Source organism: uncultured Sphingosinicella sp., from assembly GCF_963974575.1.
GTDB lineage: Bacteria > Pseudomonadota > Alphaproteobacteria > Sphingomonadales > Sphingomonadaceae > Sphingosinicella.
On sequence record NZ_CAXBBQ010000011.1, the window covers coordinates 61,225 to 77,280 of the forward strand.

The 16,056-nt window shown below is 64.1% G+C and carries 15 protein-coding genes and 2 tRNA genes; 6 read left to right on the forward strand and 11 right to left on the reverse strand.

Features of this window, described 5'->3' with window-relative positions:
- Positions 1–33: 33 nt before the first annotated feature.
- The 4 genes from argC to bla are packed head-to-tail and all read left to right on the forward strand — an operon-like array spanning position 34 to position 3,018.
- Positions 34–1,074: an N-acetyl-gamma-glutamyl-phosphate reductase gene (gene argC / locus AAC014_RS16695; RefSeq protein ID WP_339710770.1), complete on the forward strand. Its 1,041-nt coding sequence runs from the start codon at positions 34–36 to the stop codon at positions 1,072–1,074.
- Positions 1,071–1,610, forward strand: a complete 540-nt coding sequence (locus AAC014_RS16700) for a GNAT family N-acetyltransferase (RefSeq protein ID WP_293779760.1) — start codon at positions 1,071–1,073, stop codon at positions 1,608–1,610. The genes argC and AAC014_RS16700 overlap by 4 nt, the downstream gene beginning before the upstream one ends.
- Positions 1,610–2,137 carry a gamma carbonic anhydrase family protein gene (locus tag AAC014_RS16705; RefSeq protein ID WP_339710774.1) on the forward strand — a complete coding sequence of 176 codons (528 nt, stop codon included), beginning with the start codon at positions 1,610–1,612 and terminating at the stop codon, positions 2,135–2,137. Before AAC014_RS16700 ends, AAC014_RS16705 begins: the two co-directional genes overlap by 1 nt.
- Entirely contained in the window at positions 2,137–3,018 is an 882-nt protein-coding gene (gene bla, locus AAC014_RS16710; RefSeq protein WP_339710777.1) for a class A beta-lactamase, read from the forward strand. Before AAC014_RS16705 ends, bla begins: the two co-directional genes overlap by 1 nt.
- Positions 3,019–3,114: 96 nt before the next feature.
- Here the strand turns inward: bla and AAC014_RS16715 are convergent, their stop codons facing one another.
- The 11 genes from AAC014_RS16715 to AAC014_RS16765 form a co-directional block, all read right to left on the reverse strand.
- Entirely contained in the window at positions 3,115–4,077 is a 963-nt protein-coding gene (locus AAC014_RS16715; RefSeq protein ID WP_339710780.1) for a beta-propeller fold lactonase family protein, read from the reverse strand.
- Between the two features lie 57 nt (positions 4,078–4,134).
- The gene (locus AAC014_RS16720) at positions 4,135–4,719 is read right to left on the reverse strand and encodes a hypothetical protein (protein ID WP_339710783.1); all 585 of its coding nucleotides are present in this window, start codon (positions 4,717–4,719) and stop codon (positions 4,135–4,137) included.
- A 29-nt stretch (positions 4,720–4,748) separates the two neighbouring features.
- Positions 4,749–5,084 carry an XRE family transcriptional regulator gene (locus tag AAC014_RS16725; RefSeq protein ID WP_339710786.1) on the reverse strand — a complete coding sequence of 112 codons (336 nt, stop codon included), beginning with the start codon at positions 5,082–5,084 and terminating at the stop codon, positions 4,749–4,751.
- A 1-nt stretch (position 5,085) separates the two neighbouring features.
- The gene (locus AAC014_RS16730) at positions 5,086–5,442 is read right to left on the reverse strand and encodes a type II toxin-antitoxin system RelE/ParE family toxin (protein WP_339710789.1); all 357 of its coding nucleotides are present in this window, start codon (positions 5,440–5,442) and stop codon (positions 5,086–5,088) included.
- A gap of 85 nt (positions 5,443–5,527) precedes the next feature.
- On the reverse strand, positions 5,528–5,941 hold the full coding sequence (locus AAC014_RS16735; protein WP_339710792.1) for a holin family protein: 414 nt from the start codon (positions 5,939–5,941) through the stop codon (positions 5,528–5,530).
- Between the two features lie 24 nt (positions 5,942–5,965).
- Positions 5,966–6,520 (reverse strand): glycosyl hydrolase 108 family protein, encoded by a 555-nt coding sequence (locus AAC014_RS16740; RefSeq protein WP_339710795.1) that lies wholly within the window; start codon positions 6,518–6,520, stop codon positions 5,966–5,968.
- 111 nt (positions 6,521–6,631) lie between these two features.
- Positions 6,632–6,708 (reverse strand) — tRNA-Pro (locus AAC014_RS16745).
- Between the two features lie 61 nt (positions 6,709–6,769).
- Positions 6,770–9,577, reverse strand: a complete 2,808-nt coding sequence (gene prsT, locus AAC014_RS16750; RefSeq protein WP_339710798.1) for an XrtA/PEP-CTERM system TPR-repeat protein PrsT — start codon at positions 9,575–9,577, stop codon at positions 6,770–6,772.
- A 79-nt stretch (positions 9,578–9,656) separates the two neighbouring features.
- Positions 9,657–11,012 (reverse strand): PEP-CTERM-box response regulator transcription factor, encoded by a 1,356-nt coding sequence (prsR, locus tag AAC014_RS16755; RefSeq protein WP_339710801.1) that lies wholly within the window; start codon positions 11,010–11,012, stop codon positions 9,657–9,659.
- Positions 11,013–13,094: an XrtA/PEP-CTERM system histidine kinase PrsK gene (gene prsK, locus AAC014_RS16760; protein ID WP_339710804.1), complete on the reverse strand. Its 2,082-nt coding sequence runs from the start codon at positions 13,092–13,094 to the stop codon at positions 11,013–11,015. It abuts the gene before it with no gap.
- 4 nt (positions 13,095–13,098) lie between these two features.
- Entirely contained in the window at positions 13,099–14,487 is a 1,389-nt protein-coding gene (locus AAC014_RS16765; protein WP_339710807.1) for a TIGR03013 family XrtA/PEP-CTERM system glycosyltransferase, read from the reverse strand.
- A gap of 184 nt (positions 14,488–14,671) precedes the next feature.
- Here AAC014_RS16765 and AAC014_RS16770 point away from each other — a divergent pair, with 184 nt between their 5' ends.
- Both AAC014_RS16770 and AAC014_RS16775 read left to right on the forward strand, forming a co-directional pair.
- Positions 14,672–15,733, forward strand: coding sequence for a mannose-1-phosphate guanylyltransferase/mannose-6-phosphate isomerase (locus tag AAC014_RS16770; protein ID WP_339710809.1), 1,062 nt, complete (start codon positions 14,672–14,674; stop codon positions 15,731–15,733).
- 38 nt (positions 15,734–15,771) lie between these two features.
- Positions 15,772–15,863: transfer RNA gene (locus AAC014_RS16775), tRNA-Ser, on the forward strand.
- Positions 15,864–16,056: the final 193 nt, after the last annotated feature.

Sequence of the window (16,056 nt, forward strand, 5' to 3'; positions counted from 1 at the left end):
AATCCCCCCGGCATATCCGCTAAGCCGCGCGCCATGTCGCAAAAAATCCGCATCGCCGTGCTCGGAGCGTCGGGGTACACCGGCGCCGATCTCGTTCGCCTCGCGCTCACGCATCCCAACATCGAAATCGCCGCGCTCAGCGCCAATGCCAAGGCGGGGCAGGCGATGGCGGACGTATGGCCGCATTTCGCCCACGTGCCTTTGCCCAGCCTCGTCCGCGCCGAGGAGATCGACTGGGCGGGCATCGACGCCGTGTTCGGCTGTCTGCCGCACGCCGCCTCCGCCGCGCTGCTCTCGACGCTCATCGGCCCGCGCATCATCGATCTGTCGGCGGATTTCCGCCTGAACAGCGCCGAGACCTACGCCGAATGGTATGGCAACCCGCACCCGGCGCCCGAGCTGCTGCCCGATGCGATCTACGGCCTCACCGAATATGCCGCCGAGCTTCTGCCCGCCGCGCGCATCGTCGCCTGCCCCGGCTGCTACCCCACGGCCGCGCTGCTCGCCCTGCTCCCGCTCCTCGAAGCCGGCCTCGTCGGCCACGAGCGGATCACGATCAACGCGCTTTCGGGCGTTTCCGGCGCAGGCCGCAGCCTGAAGGAAGCGAACCTCTTCGCCGAGATGGCGGAGGCGGTGCACCCCTACGGCATGGGCCGCCACCGCCACATGCCGGAGATCGAGCAGGAGCTTGCGAAGCGCGCGAACGGCGCCGTCACCATCAGCTTCACGCCGCATCTCGTGCCGATGAACCGCGGCGAGCTTGAAACCATCACGGTCGAGCTGATGCCCGGCAAGAGCGTGGCGGACCTGCGCGCCGCGCTCGGCCACCGCTATGCCGCCGCGCCCTTCGTGCACCTGCTGCCGGAAGGCAAAGGCCCATCGACGCGCATGGTGCGCGGCTCCAACCACTGCGTGATGAACGTGTTCGAGGATCGCATCCCCGGCCGCGCCATCGTGATCGTCGCGATCGACAACCTCGTGAAGGGCTCGTCGGGTCAGGCGATCCAGAACATGAACCTGATGTTCGGCCTTCCCGAAACCACCGGACTCCTGCAGGCGCCTCTCTTCCCATGATCGTTACCGAACGCCTGAAACTCCGCCCCTGGCGCGAGTCCGACCGTCTGCCGTTTCGGATGCTCTGCGCCGACAAGCGCGTCATGGAGCATCTCGGCGGCCCCCGCAGCGCGGCAGACGCCGACGCCGCGATGGAGCGCATGATCAAGAGCGAGAAGGAACGCGGCCACTGCTTCTGGGCAGTCGAGCGCAAGTCAGACTTTTCGTTCATCGGCTTTTGCGGGCTTCTCGTCTGCGAAAAGCCCGGCACGCCCGTTGACGGCGAGATCGAGATCGGCTGGCGTTTCCGGCACGATTGCTGGGGCCAGGGCTTCGCCAAGGAAGCCGCCTACGCGAGCTTCGACTGGGGCTTCGCCAATCTGGATGTCGAGCGCATCATCGCGATCACCATGTCGGAAAACACGCGCAGCTGGGGGCTGATGGACCGCCTGCGGATGCGCCGCAAGCCCGAGCTCGATTTCTACGAAACCTCCGCCACCACGGGCGGCAAGGAAATGCGCATCATCACCTATTCCCGCTCGCGAGCGTGGGACTGATGCCCGTCTACAGCTACGAGGGCGCCGTGCCCGAGATCGCCGAGGACGTCTTCATCGCCCCCGGCGCGCACGTGATCGGCAATGTGAAGATCGGCGCGGGCTCCAGCGTCTGGTACAATTGCGTGCTGCGCGGCGATGTCGGCACGATCACCATCGGCGAATGCACAAACATTCAGGATGGCACCGTCGTCCATGTCACGGGCGGCGCATACAACACCGTGATCGGCAGCCACTGCCTCATCGGCCACACCGCGACCATCCACGGCTGCACGCTTGAAGACAACGCCTTCGTCGGCCTCGGCGCGATCGTGATGGACGGCTGCGTCATCGAAGGCGATGCGATGCTCGCGGCGGGCGCGATGCTGACGCCGGGCAAGCGCATCCCTTCGGGCCAGATGTGGGCGGGCCGCCCCGCGAAATACGTCCGCGACCTCACGCCCGAGGAAATCGCCGGAAACCGCAGGGGCCCGAAGCACTACGCACGGCTGGCCGAGATCCATCGGAACCTGCCCGTCATCCGGCCCTGATGTCCGCCGCGATCACGCGCCGCCTCGCCGTTTCCGGGCTGGCCGCGACCGCGCTTGCGGCGTGCCTGCCCCGCCGCGATGCGGAGGGCTTCGCGCCGCGCATCGCGGAAATCGAGGCGCAAAGCGGCGGCCGTATCGGCCTTTTCGTGCGCGATACCGGCAGCGGACGCACGCTCGCGCACCGCGCCGATGAACGCTTCGCCATGGCCTCCACCTTCAAGGCCCCGCTCGCCGCCGCGGTGCTCGCCCGCGCGGAGGCCGGCGCGCTGCGCCTCGATCGCCCCGTCCCCTACACCGCTGCCGATCTGCTCGCTTACGCCCCCGTCACCGCGCGCCATGTCGCGGAGGGGGCGATGAGCGTGGAGGCGCTGTGCGCCGCGACCGTGGAGCTGAGCGACAACACCGCCGCGAACCTGCTGCTTCCGCTCGTCGGCGGCCCCGCCGGGCTCACGCGCTGGCTGCGCGGCCTCGGCGACAGCGAAACGCGTCTCGATCGCACCGAGCCGACGCTCAACACCAACATTCCCGGCGACCCGCGCGACACCACCACGCCGCGCGCGATGGCCGGAACGCTTGAAAAACTGCTGCTGTCGGATGCCGCGCTCACGGCGGACGCCCGCGCGCGCCTCACCGGCTGGATGGTCGCATCGCCCACCGGGAAAGACCGTCTCCGCGCCGGCCTCCCCGCAGACTGGCGCGTCGCAGACAAGACCGGCACCGGCATGAACGGCGCCGCCAACATCATCGCCGTCCTCTGGCCCCCGGCTGGCGCCCCGCTCGTCGCCGCCGTCTACCTGACCGGCTCCAAAGCCCCCGTCCCCCAGCTCAACACCGCCCACGCCGCCCTCGGCCGCACAATCGCCGCCTGGCACAAACCCTGACCCCTCCTCTCCCGCCCGCGGGAGAGGATACGAAGCCTTCGCCAAAGGCCTAGGCAACGTTGGTGAGGGCAACGACGTTGGTGAGGGAAGTCCGCGCTACTTAGCGCCGACCGGAGACCACCCCAGCCCGTCCCCATCTTCGCCCACCGGCAGCCGCCGCAGCACCTTGCCGCTCGGCCATTCGACCTCCGCGACCGTGTTCGTCCCCGTCTCCGCGACGAACAGCCGCTTGCCGTCCGGCCGGAACAGGATCGTCACCTGCATCGCCTCGGCCTTGCCGCTCACCGGGATCGTGCGTTCGTGCTTGCCCGTCGCCACGCTATAAACACCGAGCGCACCCGCCTGCAGTTCAGAGGTCACGGCATGCTTCCCGTCCGGGCTGATCGCGATGCGCAGCGGGAACGGCCCCGTCTCGATGCGCCGCACCAGCTTATCGGTCGCCGTGTCGTAAACATGCACCTCGTTCGAGGCGCGGCTGGAGATCCACACCTGCTTGCCGTCCGGCGTGATCGCGATGCCCTCCGCCTCGCGCCCGGCAGGCAGATGCCCGACTGTGCGCCCGCTATCCAAATCGATCACGCTCGCGCTGCCGCTCTTCATGTTCGCCGTGTAGGCGCGCGGCCGCGTCGGGTGCACCGCCACCATGTGCGATCCTTCCGCCTCCGTCGGGATCGATTTCAGCACGCGGCCGTCCGCGCCATCGATCACCACCAGCGTCTTCGAAGCCTCCGCGGTCGCCAACAGGCGCCCATCGGCGAGCCAGAGCAGCCCATGCGGCCGCGAATTCGGCCCGATGTCCCACGTCGCGATCCGCTTGCCGTCCGCCACCCCGTAAACGTCGATCGCCGCGCCGCCATAATTCACCACCGCCGCCCGCGCCCCGTCCGGCGACAGCGCCACCTCATGCGGATTGGCCCCGCTCGCCACGCGCGCCTGCTCCTTGCCGGTGGCAAGATCGATGAAACTCACCGTATCCTCGCCCTTGTTCCCCACAATGAGCGTCTCGGCCGAAGCCGGAAGCGCCGCAATCAGCAGCGCGGCGGTGAAGATGGTACGCATGAAGCTCTCCCGATGTTTCGGGGCATATTGGCGTAGGTAGGGCGGGAGGTCACGTCTCTAAGCCGAATTGCCCGGATGCGGCATACCAATGATCGAAGCTATGAAGGGCGACATCTCATTGGCAAGATCGCTTATCTCGCGGCTTTTCTTTTGGATAAACCCGTTTGAATAGTCGTTGCGAATGACCCTCCACCCTAGACCGTCGATTTTGATCGAATGGGTATGCCAATCAGTTGTGCGTTTGTTGCGCTGATGAACGACGCCATGGATCACGCTTATCCGAAAATCGTTCAGCTCAAATATCCTTGTCCGAATATCTGCGAGCTTCGTTCTCGTCACGTCCCCTATAGATGTATCCTTTTCAATGGATTTCTTTACGTAATTCAACTGCTTCGCCAACATTCGGGGCAACCCCTCGTCAGGGACCACGCCATTTTTGACGTGATGCCAGATGACGAGATGGGACAGCATAAGTTCAATGGTAGCCCAAGAAATAGAGATGTTACCCAAGGTCGTTAGGACGGATTGGGCATGAGCCCAAGATGCGTCTAATTGCTTTTGACGGAGCTGAAGTGCAAATTTGTAGGCGCACCAGCGTAACGGCGGAATTCTCCTGAGCAGGCGTTTGAAAGGCGACATCAAGGCCGAGATTTACTCCGAAGCAAAATTGGTCAAATGGCATTCTTAGCGGTGTTGATCTCCCCCACACCGGTCAACGTGAACGCCCCGGTGCCAGGCAATTCGACGCGCAGTTCCAGCGTACCGCCCGCGGCCTCGACAAACCGGCGTAGCGTCGAGAGGTAGAGGTCGGTCTGGCGCTCGATCTTGACCACTGACGGCTGCTTGATCCCCAGGCTCTGGGCGATCTGCTCCTGGCTGCGTTCAGCGAGCTTGCGCAGGGCCTTGAGCCCTTCGACCTCGTTGCGGAGTTCCGCAGCGCGGGCCTTGATGCTCTCTTGGCGCTTCTTCGGCAGGCCGGCCATCACGTTATCGAGTGTGCGTCCCATCCTACTTTCCTTTCAGTTTTTCGAGGTGGTTTGCAAAACGCGTGTCCGCCTTTGCAATCAGCGTCTTGTAAAACCGCCTCTGCGCAACCCCGCTCTTGTCACCCGCCACCAGCAGGATGGCCTTCCGGGCCGGATCGAAGGCGAACGCCACCCGCCAAACCCCGTCATCAGCGTCGAACCGCAGCTCCTTCATATTGGGATACCGCGATCCTTCCAGCGTATCGACATGCGGCCGCCCGAGCACGGGCCCCATGTCGGCAAGCACTAACGCGACCGCGAGCAGAGCGTCCTGCACGGCTTCCGGCAGAGCATCGAACTCGGCGTCGAAGTCATCATGGTTGGCGACCATCCACGCCATGCAGTCATATACCTCTCAGGCTATAATTTGTCCATAGCTCAAAAGCTATATATGGCATACATGACGAACACGTCGAATTTCAAGTCTACCGATCCGCCCCCTTCGCCTTCCCCCAGCTCCGCGCCGCCGTATACCCAAGGTAGCCAGTCCCGAAGAGCATGTAGAGCGGCTCGGGGATTGCCTCCAGGTAGGCGCCCATCCCCGCGCCGATCGCCTGTGCCGTCACGGGGTCGGCGGCGGCGATGAGGCCCATGGGGATGGACCAGAGCAGCAGCACGTACATCACGTAGAGGAAGCTCGGGCGCGCGCGGCTCGTCCACGGGTCCGCCGCGTTCGCCTCCGCGACGATCGCGGCCATGCGCGTTTCGATCAGCTTCAGTTCGTGGCTGCCTTCCAGCTGGATCAGCTCCAGCTTGGCGCGTTCGCGCGCCTCCTTGTCGGGGATGATGCGGTCGAGGAGCTTGGCGACGGGCGCGATGATGCCTTCCACGAGCGACATGGGGGGTCTTCCTTTCGTGCGGGTTCAGGCGTGGAAATCGCCGATGCGGCCGGCGAGCCAGCCGAAGGTGAAGCTTTCGTTCGCGGGGCGCGCCTCGGCGAGTTCGATATAGCGGGCGCCCTGCAGCGCTTCGAGCGCGCGCAGCAGCACGGTTTCGCCCGCCTTGCCGCGCGTCTGGATGATCGCTTTCAGCGCGGCGAGCGTCGCGGTGTCGATGCGGCGGCTTTGCGGGATGTCCGGCCAGTCGCGTTCGCGGCGGTTGAGTGCATTGAGCGCGCGCTGGAGGAAGCCCACCGCCACGGCGGGCCCCATGTTGACGCCGGTATCGAAAAGCTCCGCCGCGATGCGCCGGGCGAGCGCGTTCACGCGGTCGAAGCCGGTGTCGTGCCAATAGCGTTTCCGGTAGATATCTGCCGCCGCGGCGCGCGGCAGGTCGCGCATGGCGCCGCCGTAGCCCGCCGCGCGCGCCGTGCCTTCCGTGATGCCGAAGTTGGTGGGGCCGCCGCGGTCGTCCGGGTGGTCGACAAAGCCGCCTTCGCGGCGCAGCAGCATTTCGATGAGATCGTCGATGGACGCCATGATGGGGCTCTCCTGCCGTGAGGGGCAGAACGAACCCATCTGGTTCCTATTTGTCAAATCCTATCGCGAAACCGGTGCGCGACGGGTAACTTTGTCTACTTCAGGAAAATCTGGTCGGAGCGACAGGATTCGAACCTGCGACCCCCACACCCCCAGTGTGATGCGCTACCAGGCTGCGCTACGCTCCGACCGTGGCCCGCACTTAAGGGCCTTGGCGGGCAAAGGCAAGCCTTGCCCGCCGGTTTCTGCCTAGCTGCCCTGCAGGCTCGTCAGCAGCTTCTGCGCCGCCGGGCGGCTGTCGAACTTCGGCGCCTTCAGCGCGGTTTCCAGCGCCTCCACCGCCTTGCCGCGCTGCCCGTTCATCGCATAGGCGACCGCGAGGTGGAACCGCACGTCCGGGTCATTCGGCGATCCCGCCGCCGCCTTCTGCAGCAGGCTGAGCGCGAGCTTCCGGTCGCCCTTGTTGCGGATCAGCAGCCAGCCATACGTGTCCTGCACCGCCGGCACATTCGGCCCCACCGCATAGGCCTGCTTCCCTGTTGCGAGCGCCCGCTTGTCGCCCACCATCGAATAGGCCCACGCGAGGTTGTTGAGCACGGTCACGCTCTTCTCGGCGTTCGGCAGTTTCCGCAGCGCCTCGTAGTTCGCGATCGCCGCCTTGTACTGCCGCTGGTTCATCTGCAGCTCGGCGATCGCGGCCAGCGCGATCGGATCGCGCGGGTTCGCCTTCTGGTAGGCCTGCATCATGGTGACGGCCTGCGAAGGCTTGCCCGTCTGCACATAGGCCTGCGAAAGCGCGCGCGCCGTCGCGAGGTTAAACTTGGTCTTCCGCGCGGCCTCCAGGTACGGGATCGCAGCCGCAGCCTGGTTCTGCCCCAGGTATGCGCGGCCGAGCGCGAGGTCGGCGTAGTTCTCCTTGGGCGCCTGCTTGCGAAGACGCTCTGCCCACTGCTTCGCGGCGTTCCAGTCCTTCTGCCGCGCTTCCAGGAATACAAGCTCGGAGTACACCGGCGTCGGATCGACGCGCGGCATCGTCAGGATGCGCTGGTAGGTCGCGCGCGCTGCTGCGACCTTCTTGTTGGCCTCCTGAGCACGCGCCAGCATCACGCGCGGCTGCGGGCTGTCCGGTTGCGCGTTCACGAGGCGGTTCAGCACCGACTCGACCTGGTTCTTCTGACCCGCCGCTTCATAGACGCGGGCCGCCGCAAGCAGCGCCTGCGGCTGTTCGGGGAAGTCGCGCAGGATCGAAGCCACCTCGTCGAGCGCGCGCTTGTTCTGGTTCGTATCGAGGTAAGCGTCGGCAAGCTGCACACGCGGACCGAGCTGCTTGGCATCGACCGCGGCCGCCTGACGCAGCCATTCGACGCGCGCGGTCGCATCACCGCGCCGCGCCGCCGTTACGGCAAGCAGCGTCAGCGCGCGGCCATCGCGCTTGTTGTATTCGAGCAGCTGCTTCAGTTCGCGCTCGCCCTCGGGGATGCGGTTCGTCGCGATCAGCACCTGCGCGAGGTTACGCCGCGCTTCGGTGTAGTCGGACTTCTTCTCCAGCGCCGTGCGGAAGCTTGCTTCGGCCTTCTTCGTCTGTCCAAGGCCAAGCTCCGCGCCGCCGCGGATGTTGTAGCCCACCGGCAGGTTCGGATAGAGCGTGATGATCCGGTTGCTGGTCACGAGCGCCTTGTCAAACTCGCGGTCGCGAATCTGGATCAGCGTCAGCACCATCAGCGCCTGCAGCGACTTGCTGTCGTCCTTCAGGACGTCCATCAGCCCTTCTTCAGCTGACTCGGCGTTACCCTGCAGAAGCTGCGTCATGGCCAGCTGGGTTTTCAGCTCGCCTGCTTTCGGCGCTTCTGTGACAGCCTTTTGCAGGTACTGCTGCGCTTCGGCCATATTGCCTTCGCGCGCGAAGGCCGCGCCGTAGAGCGCGTAGGTACGCCCATCGGCGCTCCCCGAATCGATGATCGGCTTCAGCGTCTCGATGGCGCCGCGTGTATCATTGCCCTTCAGCTGCGAGGCCGCATAAAGCTTGCGGGCAAGCACGCTCTGCGGCGAAGACCCAACCACCTTGCCGAAGAAATCGGTCGCCTGCGCCACGTCGTTCGCCTGATAGGCGAGCATCCCTTGCAGCATCAGCGCAGGCACATAATTCGAGAGCAGGCCCTTGGTGCGCGTCATCAGCTGGCGCGCCTTCTCATACTGGCCGGCGCGGGTCTCGAGGACAGCCTCCAGATAGAGCGCGAGCGGGTGATCCGGTACGAGTCCGTTGATACGCTTGAGATCAGCGCGCGCCTGATCCTCGCGCTTGAGGTCGCCGAGCGTGGCGGCGCGCTCGAGCAGTGCCTCAATGTTGTTCGGATCAACCTCGAGCGCACGGTTGAAATAGGTGAGCGACGGTTCGAGGCCCTGCGAACGGCGCACGAGGTCGCCTTTCAGCATCAGGCCCTTCACGTTCGTGGGTTTCGCGGCAAGCACCTGATCGGCAAGCGCGGAGGCTTCCTTCAGCTTGCCGTCGGACGCATAGAAGCGCGCGGCATCGACCAGCGTGTCCGGGTCTTTCGGCGCAATCCGGAGGGCGCGCTCGAACTCGGCGCGCGCTTCGGGAAGATTGCGCTGCTGCGTTAGGATCTGTCCGCGCAGCCGCGCCGCGTAGGCGGCGAACTGCGGCTCGATCGTCCGTGCGTCAAGCAGATCCATCGCCTCGCCGTACTTGCGCTGCATCACCAGCGCGTGCGCGCGCAGGTGGCGGACCTTCGCCGACGGGATGCCCGCCTGCATGGCGCGCTCCAGCTCCGTCTGCGCCTGAATACCGGAGCCGAACTCCAGCGCGACACGCGCCTGAAGCAGCCGTGCGAGCCCGTTGTTGGGGTTCGCCTTCAGCGCCTTCATCAGCTGGATGCGTGCACCGCGGTAGTCGCCGGCCTGAAAGAGACGGAAGCCCTGGACATAAGCATCATTCGATTCGCTGCGCGCGTCTGCGTGCGCGGGCGAGGCCGCAATGCCGATGGGAACCGTAAGCGCAAGGGTCGCCGCCGCGAGCTTTAAGAAGGTCTTGTTCAACATCATTTTATCCTCAGTAGGACGGTTCGACTTGCCGTGGCCGCGTGCGACCTTTTTTGTGTGATCCACGGCATTATGAACGTCAGGTCTCAATATTATATTGCTTTAGAAGATCATACAGCGTCGGCCGGCTCACACCGAGCAGCTTGGCTGCGTTCGAAACGTTGGACTCGGTACGCGCCAGTGCCATGCGAATGGCGTTCCGATCAGCCCGCTCGCGCGCCGACCGGAGGTTCAGGAAATCGTCGTCCTCGACTTCGGCGAGATCGAGATCGGCTGCCGAAAGCCGACTTCCGTCCGCCATGATCACGGCCCGTTTCATGCGATTTTCAAGCTCGCGCACGTTCCCCGGCCACTTCCAGGCCTCGATCGCGGCCAGCGCGTCCGCATTGAAGCCCTTCACCGGGCGCTTCATGTCGCGGGCATACTTGCGCAGGAAGTGGTGCGAAAGCAGCACGGCATCGCCCTGCCTCTCGGCCAGCGGCGGAATCTTGATGACGACCTCGGCAAGCCGGTACCAGAGGTCTTCGCGGAAGGCGCCCTCGGCGATCATCGCCTCGAGGTTCTGGTGCGTCGCGCAGACGATGCGAACGTCGACGGGGATCGTCTTGCGACCGCCGATGCGCTCAATGACGCGTTCCTGCAGGAATCGGAGCAGCTTCACCTGCAGCGGCAGGGGAATGTCACCCACTTCGTCGAGAAACAGCGTGCCGCCCTCAGCAAGTTCGATCTTGCCCTCGGTTGTCTTCACAGCACCCGTGAACGCGCCCTTCTCGTAACCGAAGAGTTCGGCTTCCAGGAGGTTTTCAGGAATCGCCGCGCAGTTGATCGCAACGAATGGCGCGCCTTTGCGCCCAGAGCTGTCATGCAGCCCGCGCGCCAGCACTTCCTTGCCGGTACCGCTCGCGCCGAGCAGCATGACGGAAACATCTGTGTTGGCGACACGCTCGATCATGCGGCAGACGCGGAGCATACTGTCCGAACTGGTGATAAGGCCGCCAAGCGCCTCGTGACCGTTGCTTTCGGCGAGCTTACGGTTTTCCGCCTCTATCTCATGGAGGTGGAACGCCCTCTGCACGATCAGACCAAGCTGATCGATATCCACGGGCTTCTGATAGAAATCGTAGGCACCGAGCGCGATCGCCCGCAGCGCGCTTTCGCGGGCGCCATGGCCGGAGGCAACGATCACCTTTGTGTCGGGTTTGAGAGCCAGGATTTCTTGAAGCGTCGCGAAGCCTTCACTGGTGCCGTCCGGGTCCGGCGGCAGGCCGAGATCGAGCGTAACCACCGCCGGTTCGTGGGCGCGCAGTAGCTCGATAGCGGCGCGGCGATCGCCCGCACAGATCACTTCATAGTCCTCGTAAGACCACTTGAGCTGACGCTGCAGCCCTTCGTCGTCCTCAACGACCAGTAGTTTCGGTGCCGTTTTGTTCGCCATTCAGCCTTCTCGCCTGTTCGCCAGCGGCGTCGCAGCCGCCGGCAACTCGATCGTAAAGCAGCTCCCCACGCCCGGCTCGCTTTCAACCAGGAGTTTGCCGCCCATGTCCCGTGTCATTTCCCGCGCCTCGTACGCGCCTATACCAAAGCCCCCGGATTTGGTCGACTTGAAGGGCGCGAAGAGTTCGTCGCGAATGAAGTCCGCGCTCATCCCTCGGCCACGATCGCGCACGCTCACGCGCACTGGGTCGCCTGGCTCCACCGCGATCGTCACCGGGCTTCCCGGCTCGCTTGCATCGACAGCGTTCTGAACGAGATGGGTCAGCACCTGCTCGAAACGCTCCGTAGCGCCGTTCACCATGACATCCTGCCCGCAGCGGTCGAAGGTCACGCTGGACCACGAGCGCCGTGCCGTATTCGCGACGGCCTCCACCGCAGAGCAGACATCGAACGTGCCCACGGAAGGACCAGCCTGCACACTTTGCTGCGAAAGCCGCGCCAGCAGGTCGTTCATCTTGGCGACCGAGCTTTGCAGCGTCGCAATCATGTCCGCCCGGAACTCGGGGTTTTCAGCATGGCGCTCGGCGTTGCGCGCGACGAGGCTCAGTTGGCTCACGAGGTTCTTGAGATCGTGCATGATGAAAGCGAAGCGGCGGTTGAACTCGTCGAACTTGCGCGATTCCGCGATTTTGGCGAGCGCTGCGGCCTCGGCGACATAACTGGCCGCCTGCCGCCCCACGGTACGGAGGATGTCGAAATCCTCCCAGTTGAGCTCGCGCTGGGTGAGCGGCCGTTCAATGAGGATGAATCCGATCGCCTCGTCGATATGAATGAGCGGCACCATCAGCCATGCCTGCGGGTCTTCGACCAACCATTGCGGTAGCTTCAGCGCAGCACTCTCTCGCCCGCCCCGGTGCTCCTCGATATCAAGGACACGGCCGCTCGCTTCAAAATGCGCCTTGAGGCGGGCGGCGCCTTCGATCCGTCCCGGCCGAAGGGTCCGATAGTTCCAGCGGGCAAGGTGTACGAAGCTGTCGTCTTCCGCCGCGATGAACAACGCACCACCCGGCGAATCCACGGGCTCGCAAGCGGCCTGAACGACGCGCAGGTGCAACTCACCAAGCCCCGGCCCCGAGCTCGAGACCGTGTTCACGAAACGCAGCCATTCCTGCCGGTAGTCGTACTTGTAGGCGAAGAAGTGCTTGTTGATCTGGACGCGGAGCCATGCCCGTGCACGGCCCGAAAAAAGGATGACGGCTGCGAGCACCGCCGCCGCAAAGATGAAGCTGATCTGGAGCAGCCGCCCCCAGTCTCCCCCCACCAGTCGCAGGCCGTAACCCGCGAGCGACATCAGCACCAGGTAGAAGCCGATCGCGCCGAGCGACAACGTATGGAACGCCGCCTGCCGAGAAACCTGCAGTTTCAGTCCGCGGTTGCGCGCGGCGGACAGATAGATGAGCGGCACCACGAACGCGTTCACGAGGCCGCGGACCTCGACGAGGTCCGGCCCCATCGCTGGGTCGAGCAAGAACAACGTGTAGAGATTGAGGTCGTAGGCGAAGATGCCGGCAAGCGCGATGCAGAGCAGGCGGATGCTCCAGCGGTTCGCGGGCGCGGAGTTCACATAGACGTTGTGCGTCAGCACCAACCCGCCGATAGCGACGGCGAGCCGCCCCATCGTATAGAAATACTGCAGCCAACCTGGAACGGCGGCACCCTGCACGAGGCTCCAGATGTCCCCCGCCAGTTGCAGCGCCGCAACAGCGGCAATCGCGGCAAGCACATTCCGCGAGGGGTTGTGCGCCGTATCCTGCCAATTGCTGATGACGAGAACCGCTGCGAAAACCGCCCAAGCCGCCGAGCGCAGCGTTTCCGCGATCGAGACAAGCACAAAATGGTCTGGGTCGACGATGGGAACGAGGACGACGAGCACCGCCCACACCGCCATCGCCATTGACGCACCGACCAGCCACACGTCCGCGCGCGATTGCAGCCGGCGATAGATCAGCAGCCCGGCAAGCAGCAGATAGCCGATCGCTGCCACACTGTGGCTGAAAGTGCTGACATCGCTGTAGGCGGGCACTGCGCTATCGTACCCCGTCCTGCCAGACGACGACGCGAACGGTCTGGATCAGGATAAGCAAGTCGAGAAACAGGCTGTAGTTCTTGATGTAGTAAAGGTCGTATTCAAGCTTGTGGCGCGCATCCATCACGCTCGCGCCGTAGGGATAGTTCAGCTGTGCCCACCCCGTTATGCCCGGTTTCACGATATGCCGCTCCCGATAATACGGGATTTCCGCGGCCAGTTCCTCCACGAACACCGGCCGTTCCGGGCGTGGTCCCACGAAGCTCATGTCGCCGGTAAGCACATTGTATATCTGAGGAATCTCGTCAATTCGGCTCGCTCGCAGGATACGGCCAACCGGCGTAACACGCGGATCGCCGGACTTTGCCCACTGCGCTTTCCCATCCTTCTCCGCGTCCGCCACCATCGAACGGAACTTCACGACGTTGAACGCCTTGCCGAACTGCCCCACCCGCTCCTGCCGGTAAAAGATGTCGCCCGGGCTGGTCAGCTTCACCGCGAGCGCAGCGACGATGAGGATGGGTGAGGCGAGCACCAGCAAGATAAGGCTCGCCGTGATATCAAACAGCCGCTTCAGCATGATCGAAAGCGGCTCAGCGCCCAGAAAGCCGTCTGAGTAGATCAGCCACGAGGGCGAGATAGACCGCAGATCGACGCGCCCCGTTTGCCGTTCTAGGAAGCTGCTGATCTCCGAGACCGGAAAACCAGCCAACTTTACCTCGAGCAGCTTTTCGCTCGGCGCGGCACCGCGCCGCTCATCGAGCGCCAGCACGACCTCATCGATCCGGAGCTGCTCGCACAGATCGACAAGCGACGGCACCGAATCGATGGGCATGGCGTTGTCGATTGCATTTCCGCTATCGGTGAGGCGAACCACACCGGCGGCGGTGAAATTCGAATCGGGCGCCTCCGCCGCGCGCGCGAGCCGCGCACCACGCTGTCCTGCACCGATGATGAGAACACGAAAACGGAAGCTCTTCCACTTCACAATCCGCGACATGAGGACCCGCCACGCGAAGATCACGACAAACGTGAGCGCGATGGCATAGAGGACGACCGAACGCCAAAGATCGACGTCCGGGAAGAAGAACAGGATCACCGAAATGGCCGTGATGCTTACCAGCATGGCCACTGCAAGCCGGCTCATCGCCATACGCAGCGACCGGAAACAGTCCATTTGATAGGCACCGATGCCGAGCATCACGAGGTACACGGTCAGCGCATAAAGTGCGAATTGCGGCGCGCGCTCCGCAATACTGCCCGGGTCCATGTCGATCTGCTGCGTACGAAAAAGCCACGCGGCCTGCGCCGAAACATAGATCAGCACGATCTCGATAAGGCCGAGGATGAGCAACGGACGCGGAAGATAGTGGTTGAAAAGTCGAATCAAACGCGGCCACCCCTGCTCATAGGCTTCAACAATCCCCCTGCTTTGCCGACAGTTTACAATAGCTTGCTAGGCATGCGCCAGCGACGGATTTATGGCGCCGATGCGCCGGACCGAGTTCGGCGCCGCTTGTAGGCGCCTTAACCCGAACCTAAGGCTGTGCAGGTAGAGCAAGGCGGTGAACAAAGTGCAAACCACACCCGTTATCCTTTCCGGAGGTGCAGGAACCCGCCTGTGGCCACTGTCGCGTAATGCGACCCCCAAGCAGCTGCTGCGGCTTCTTGGGTCTGAAACGCTGATCCAGTCGGCCGCGCGGCGCGCGCCTGCCGAAAAAGGCTTCAGAGCGCCGCTTATCGTCGCCGGAGAAGCGCACCTTGTGCAGATCGAAGCGCAGCTCGCAGAGATCGGCGTCGCGCCGCGCGCCATCGTTCTGGAGCCGGCAGGTCGGAACACGGCACCCGCAGTGGCGCTTGCGGCGGTCATGCTTCCGGAAGATGAGCTCATGCTTGTCATGCCATCCGACCACATCATTAAGGATGTCGAAGCCTTTCGCGCCGCGATTGTACGCGCCGAACCCCTCGCGAAAGAGGGTTGGCTCGTCACCTTTGGTATCACGCCCGATCGCCCGGAAACCGGCTACGGCTATATCGAAACCGCCGAATCCATAGCAGACGGCGTGCACCGCGTTGCCCGTTTCGTCGAAAAGCCGCCGCTGGAAACAGCGAAGGCCTATCTCGAAACTGGTCGCTTCTTCTGGAATGCCGGGATCTTCCTGCTTCGCGCAGGCAGCTTCCTTGCCGAGCTGCGCCGCCATGCACCCGACATCGAGGCGGCTGCGCGCCGATCGGTGGCGGGCGCCACCACGGAAGGCGCAGTGCTGCGTCCCGACCGTGATAGCTTCCTCGCCTCCCCATCGGACAGCATCGACTATGCGGTGATGGAGAAGGCCGAGCGCGTCGCCGTCGTTCCCGTGGAGATGGGCTGGTCGGATATCGGCGCCTTCAACGCGCTCCTCGAACAGCTTCCGCGTGATGAGAGCGGCAATGCCGTGGGCGGCGATGTCCTCGTGCTGGACACAGCCGATTGCCTCATCCGCAGCGAAGGCCCGCTCGTAGCCGCCATCGGTGTCTCGAACATCACCATCATCGCCACGGGCGACGCCGTGCTCGTCGTCGCAAACGACCGTGCACAGGACGTGAAACGCATCATCGACACGTTAAAGGCCAATGGCCGTCACAACATGAGTTGAACGCGGCGAACGGCTTCGCTATAGCCGCGCCTTCGGCTGGAGACGTGGGTGAGCGGCTGAAACCAGCGGTTTGCTAAACCGCCGTACGGGGTAACCCGTACCGAGGGTTCGAATCCCTCCGTCTCCGCCACCGAGCGCCTTTGAGGATGCTCAAAAAGTCCCAGAAAACCTTGCTTTTCAGCCGATTTTCGGCTAACATGTTCTCTCATTTGATCCCTTTGGATGCCCCCAAAGCCCATGCTGTACGGGACAGTTTTGGGGGCACCGGTTTGAGAGATGGGGGCACTCGTGCTGACGGATCTCCAGGTGAGGAAAGCCAAACC

Bases quoted from the DNA above. Each gene is read 5' to 3' on its own strand.
- argC (WP_339710770.1), top strand. From the start codon at position 34: ATGTCGCAAAAAATCCGCATCGCCGTGCTCGGAGCGTCGGGGTACACC.
- AAC014_RS16725 (WP_339710786.1), bottom strand. From the start codon at position 5,084: ATGGGACGCACACTCGATAACGTGATGGCCGGCCTGCCGAAGAAGCGC.
- AAC014_RS16730 (WP_339710789.1), bottom strand. From the start codon at position 5,442: ATGGCGTGGATGGTCGCCAACCATGATGACTTCGACGCCGAGTTCGAT.
- prsR (WP_339710801.1), bottom strand. From the start codon at position 11,012: ATGGCGAACAAAACGGCACCGAAACTACTGGTCGTTGAGGACGACGAA.
- prsT (WP_339710798.1), bottom strand. From the start codon at position 9,577: ATGTTGAACAAGACCTTCTTAAAGCTCGCGGCGGCGACCCTTGCGCTT.
- AAC014_RS16740 (WP_339710795.1), bottom strand. From the start codon at position 6,520: ATGGCGTCCATCGACGATCTCATCGAAATGCTGCTGCGCCGCGAAGGC.
- AAC014_RS16700 (WP_293779760.1), top strand. From the start codon at position 1,071: ATGATCGTTACCGAACGCCTGAAACTCCGCCCCTGGCGCGAGTCCGAC.
- bla (WP_339710777.1), top strand. From the start codon at position 2,137: ATGTCCGCCGCGATCACGCGCCGCCTCGCCGTTTCCGGGCTGGCCGCG.
- AAC014_RS16705 (WP_339710774.1), top strand. From the start codon at position 1,610: ATGCCCGTCTACAGCTACGAGGGCGCCGTGCCCGAGATCGCCGAGGAC.
- AAC014_RS16735 (WP_339710792.1), bottom strand. From the start codon at position 5,941: ATGTCGCTCGTGGAAGGCATCATCGCGCCCGTCGCCAAGCTCCTCGAC.
- AAC014_RS16715 (WP_339710780.1), bottom strand. From the start codon at position 4,077: ATGCGTACCATCTTCACCGCCGCGCTGCTGATTGCGGCGCTTCCGGCT.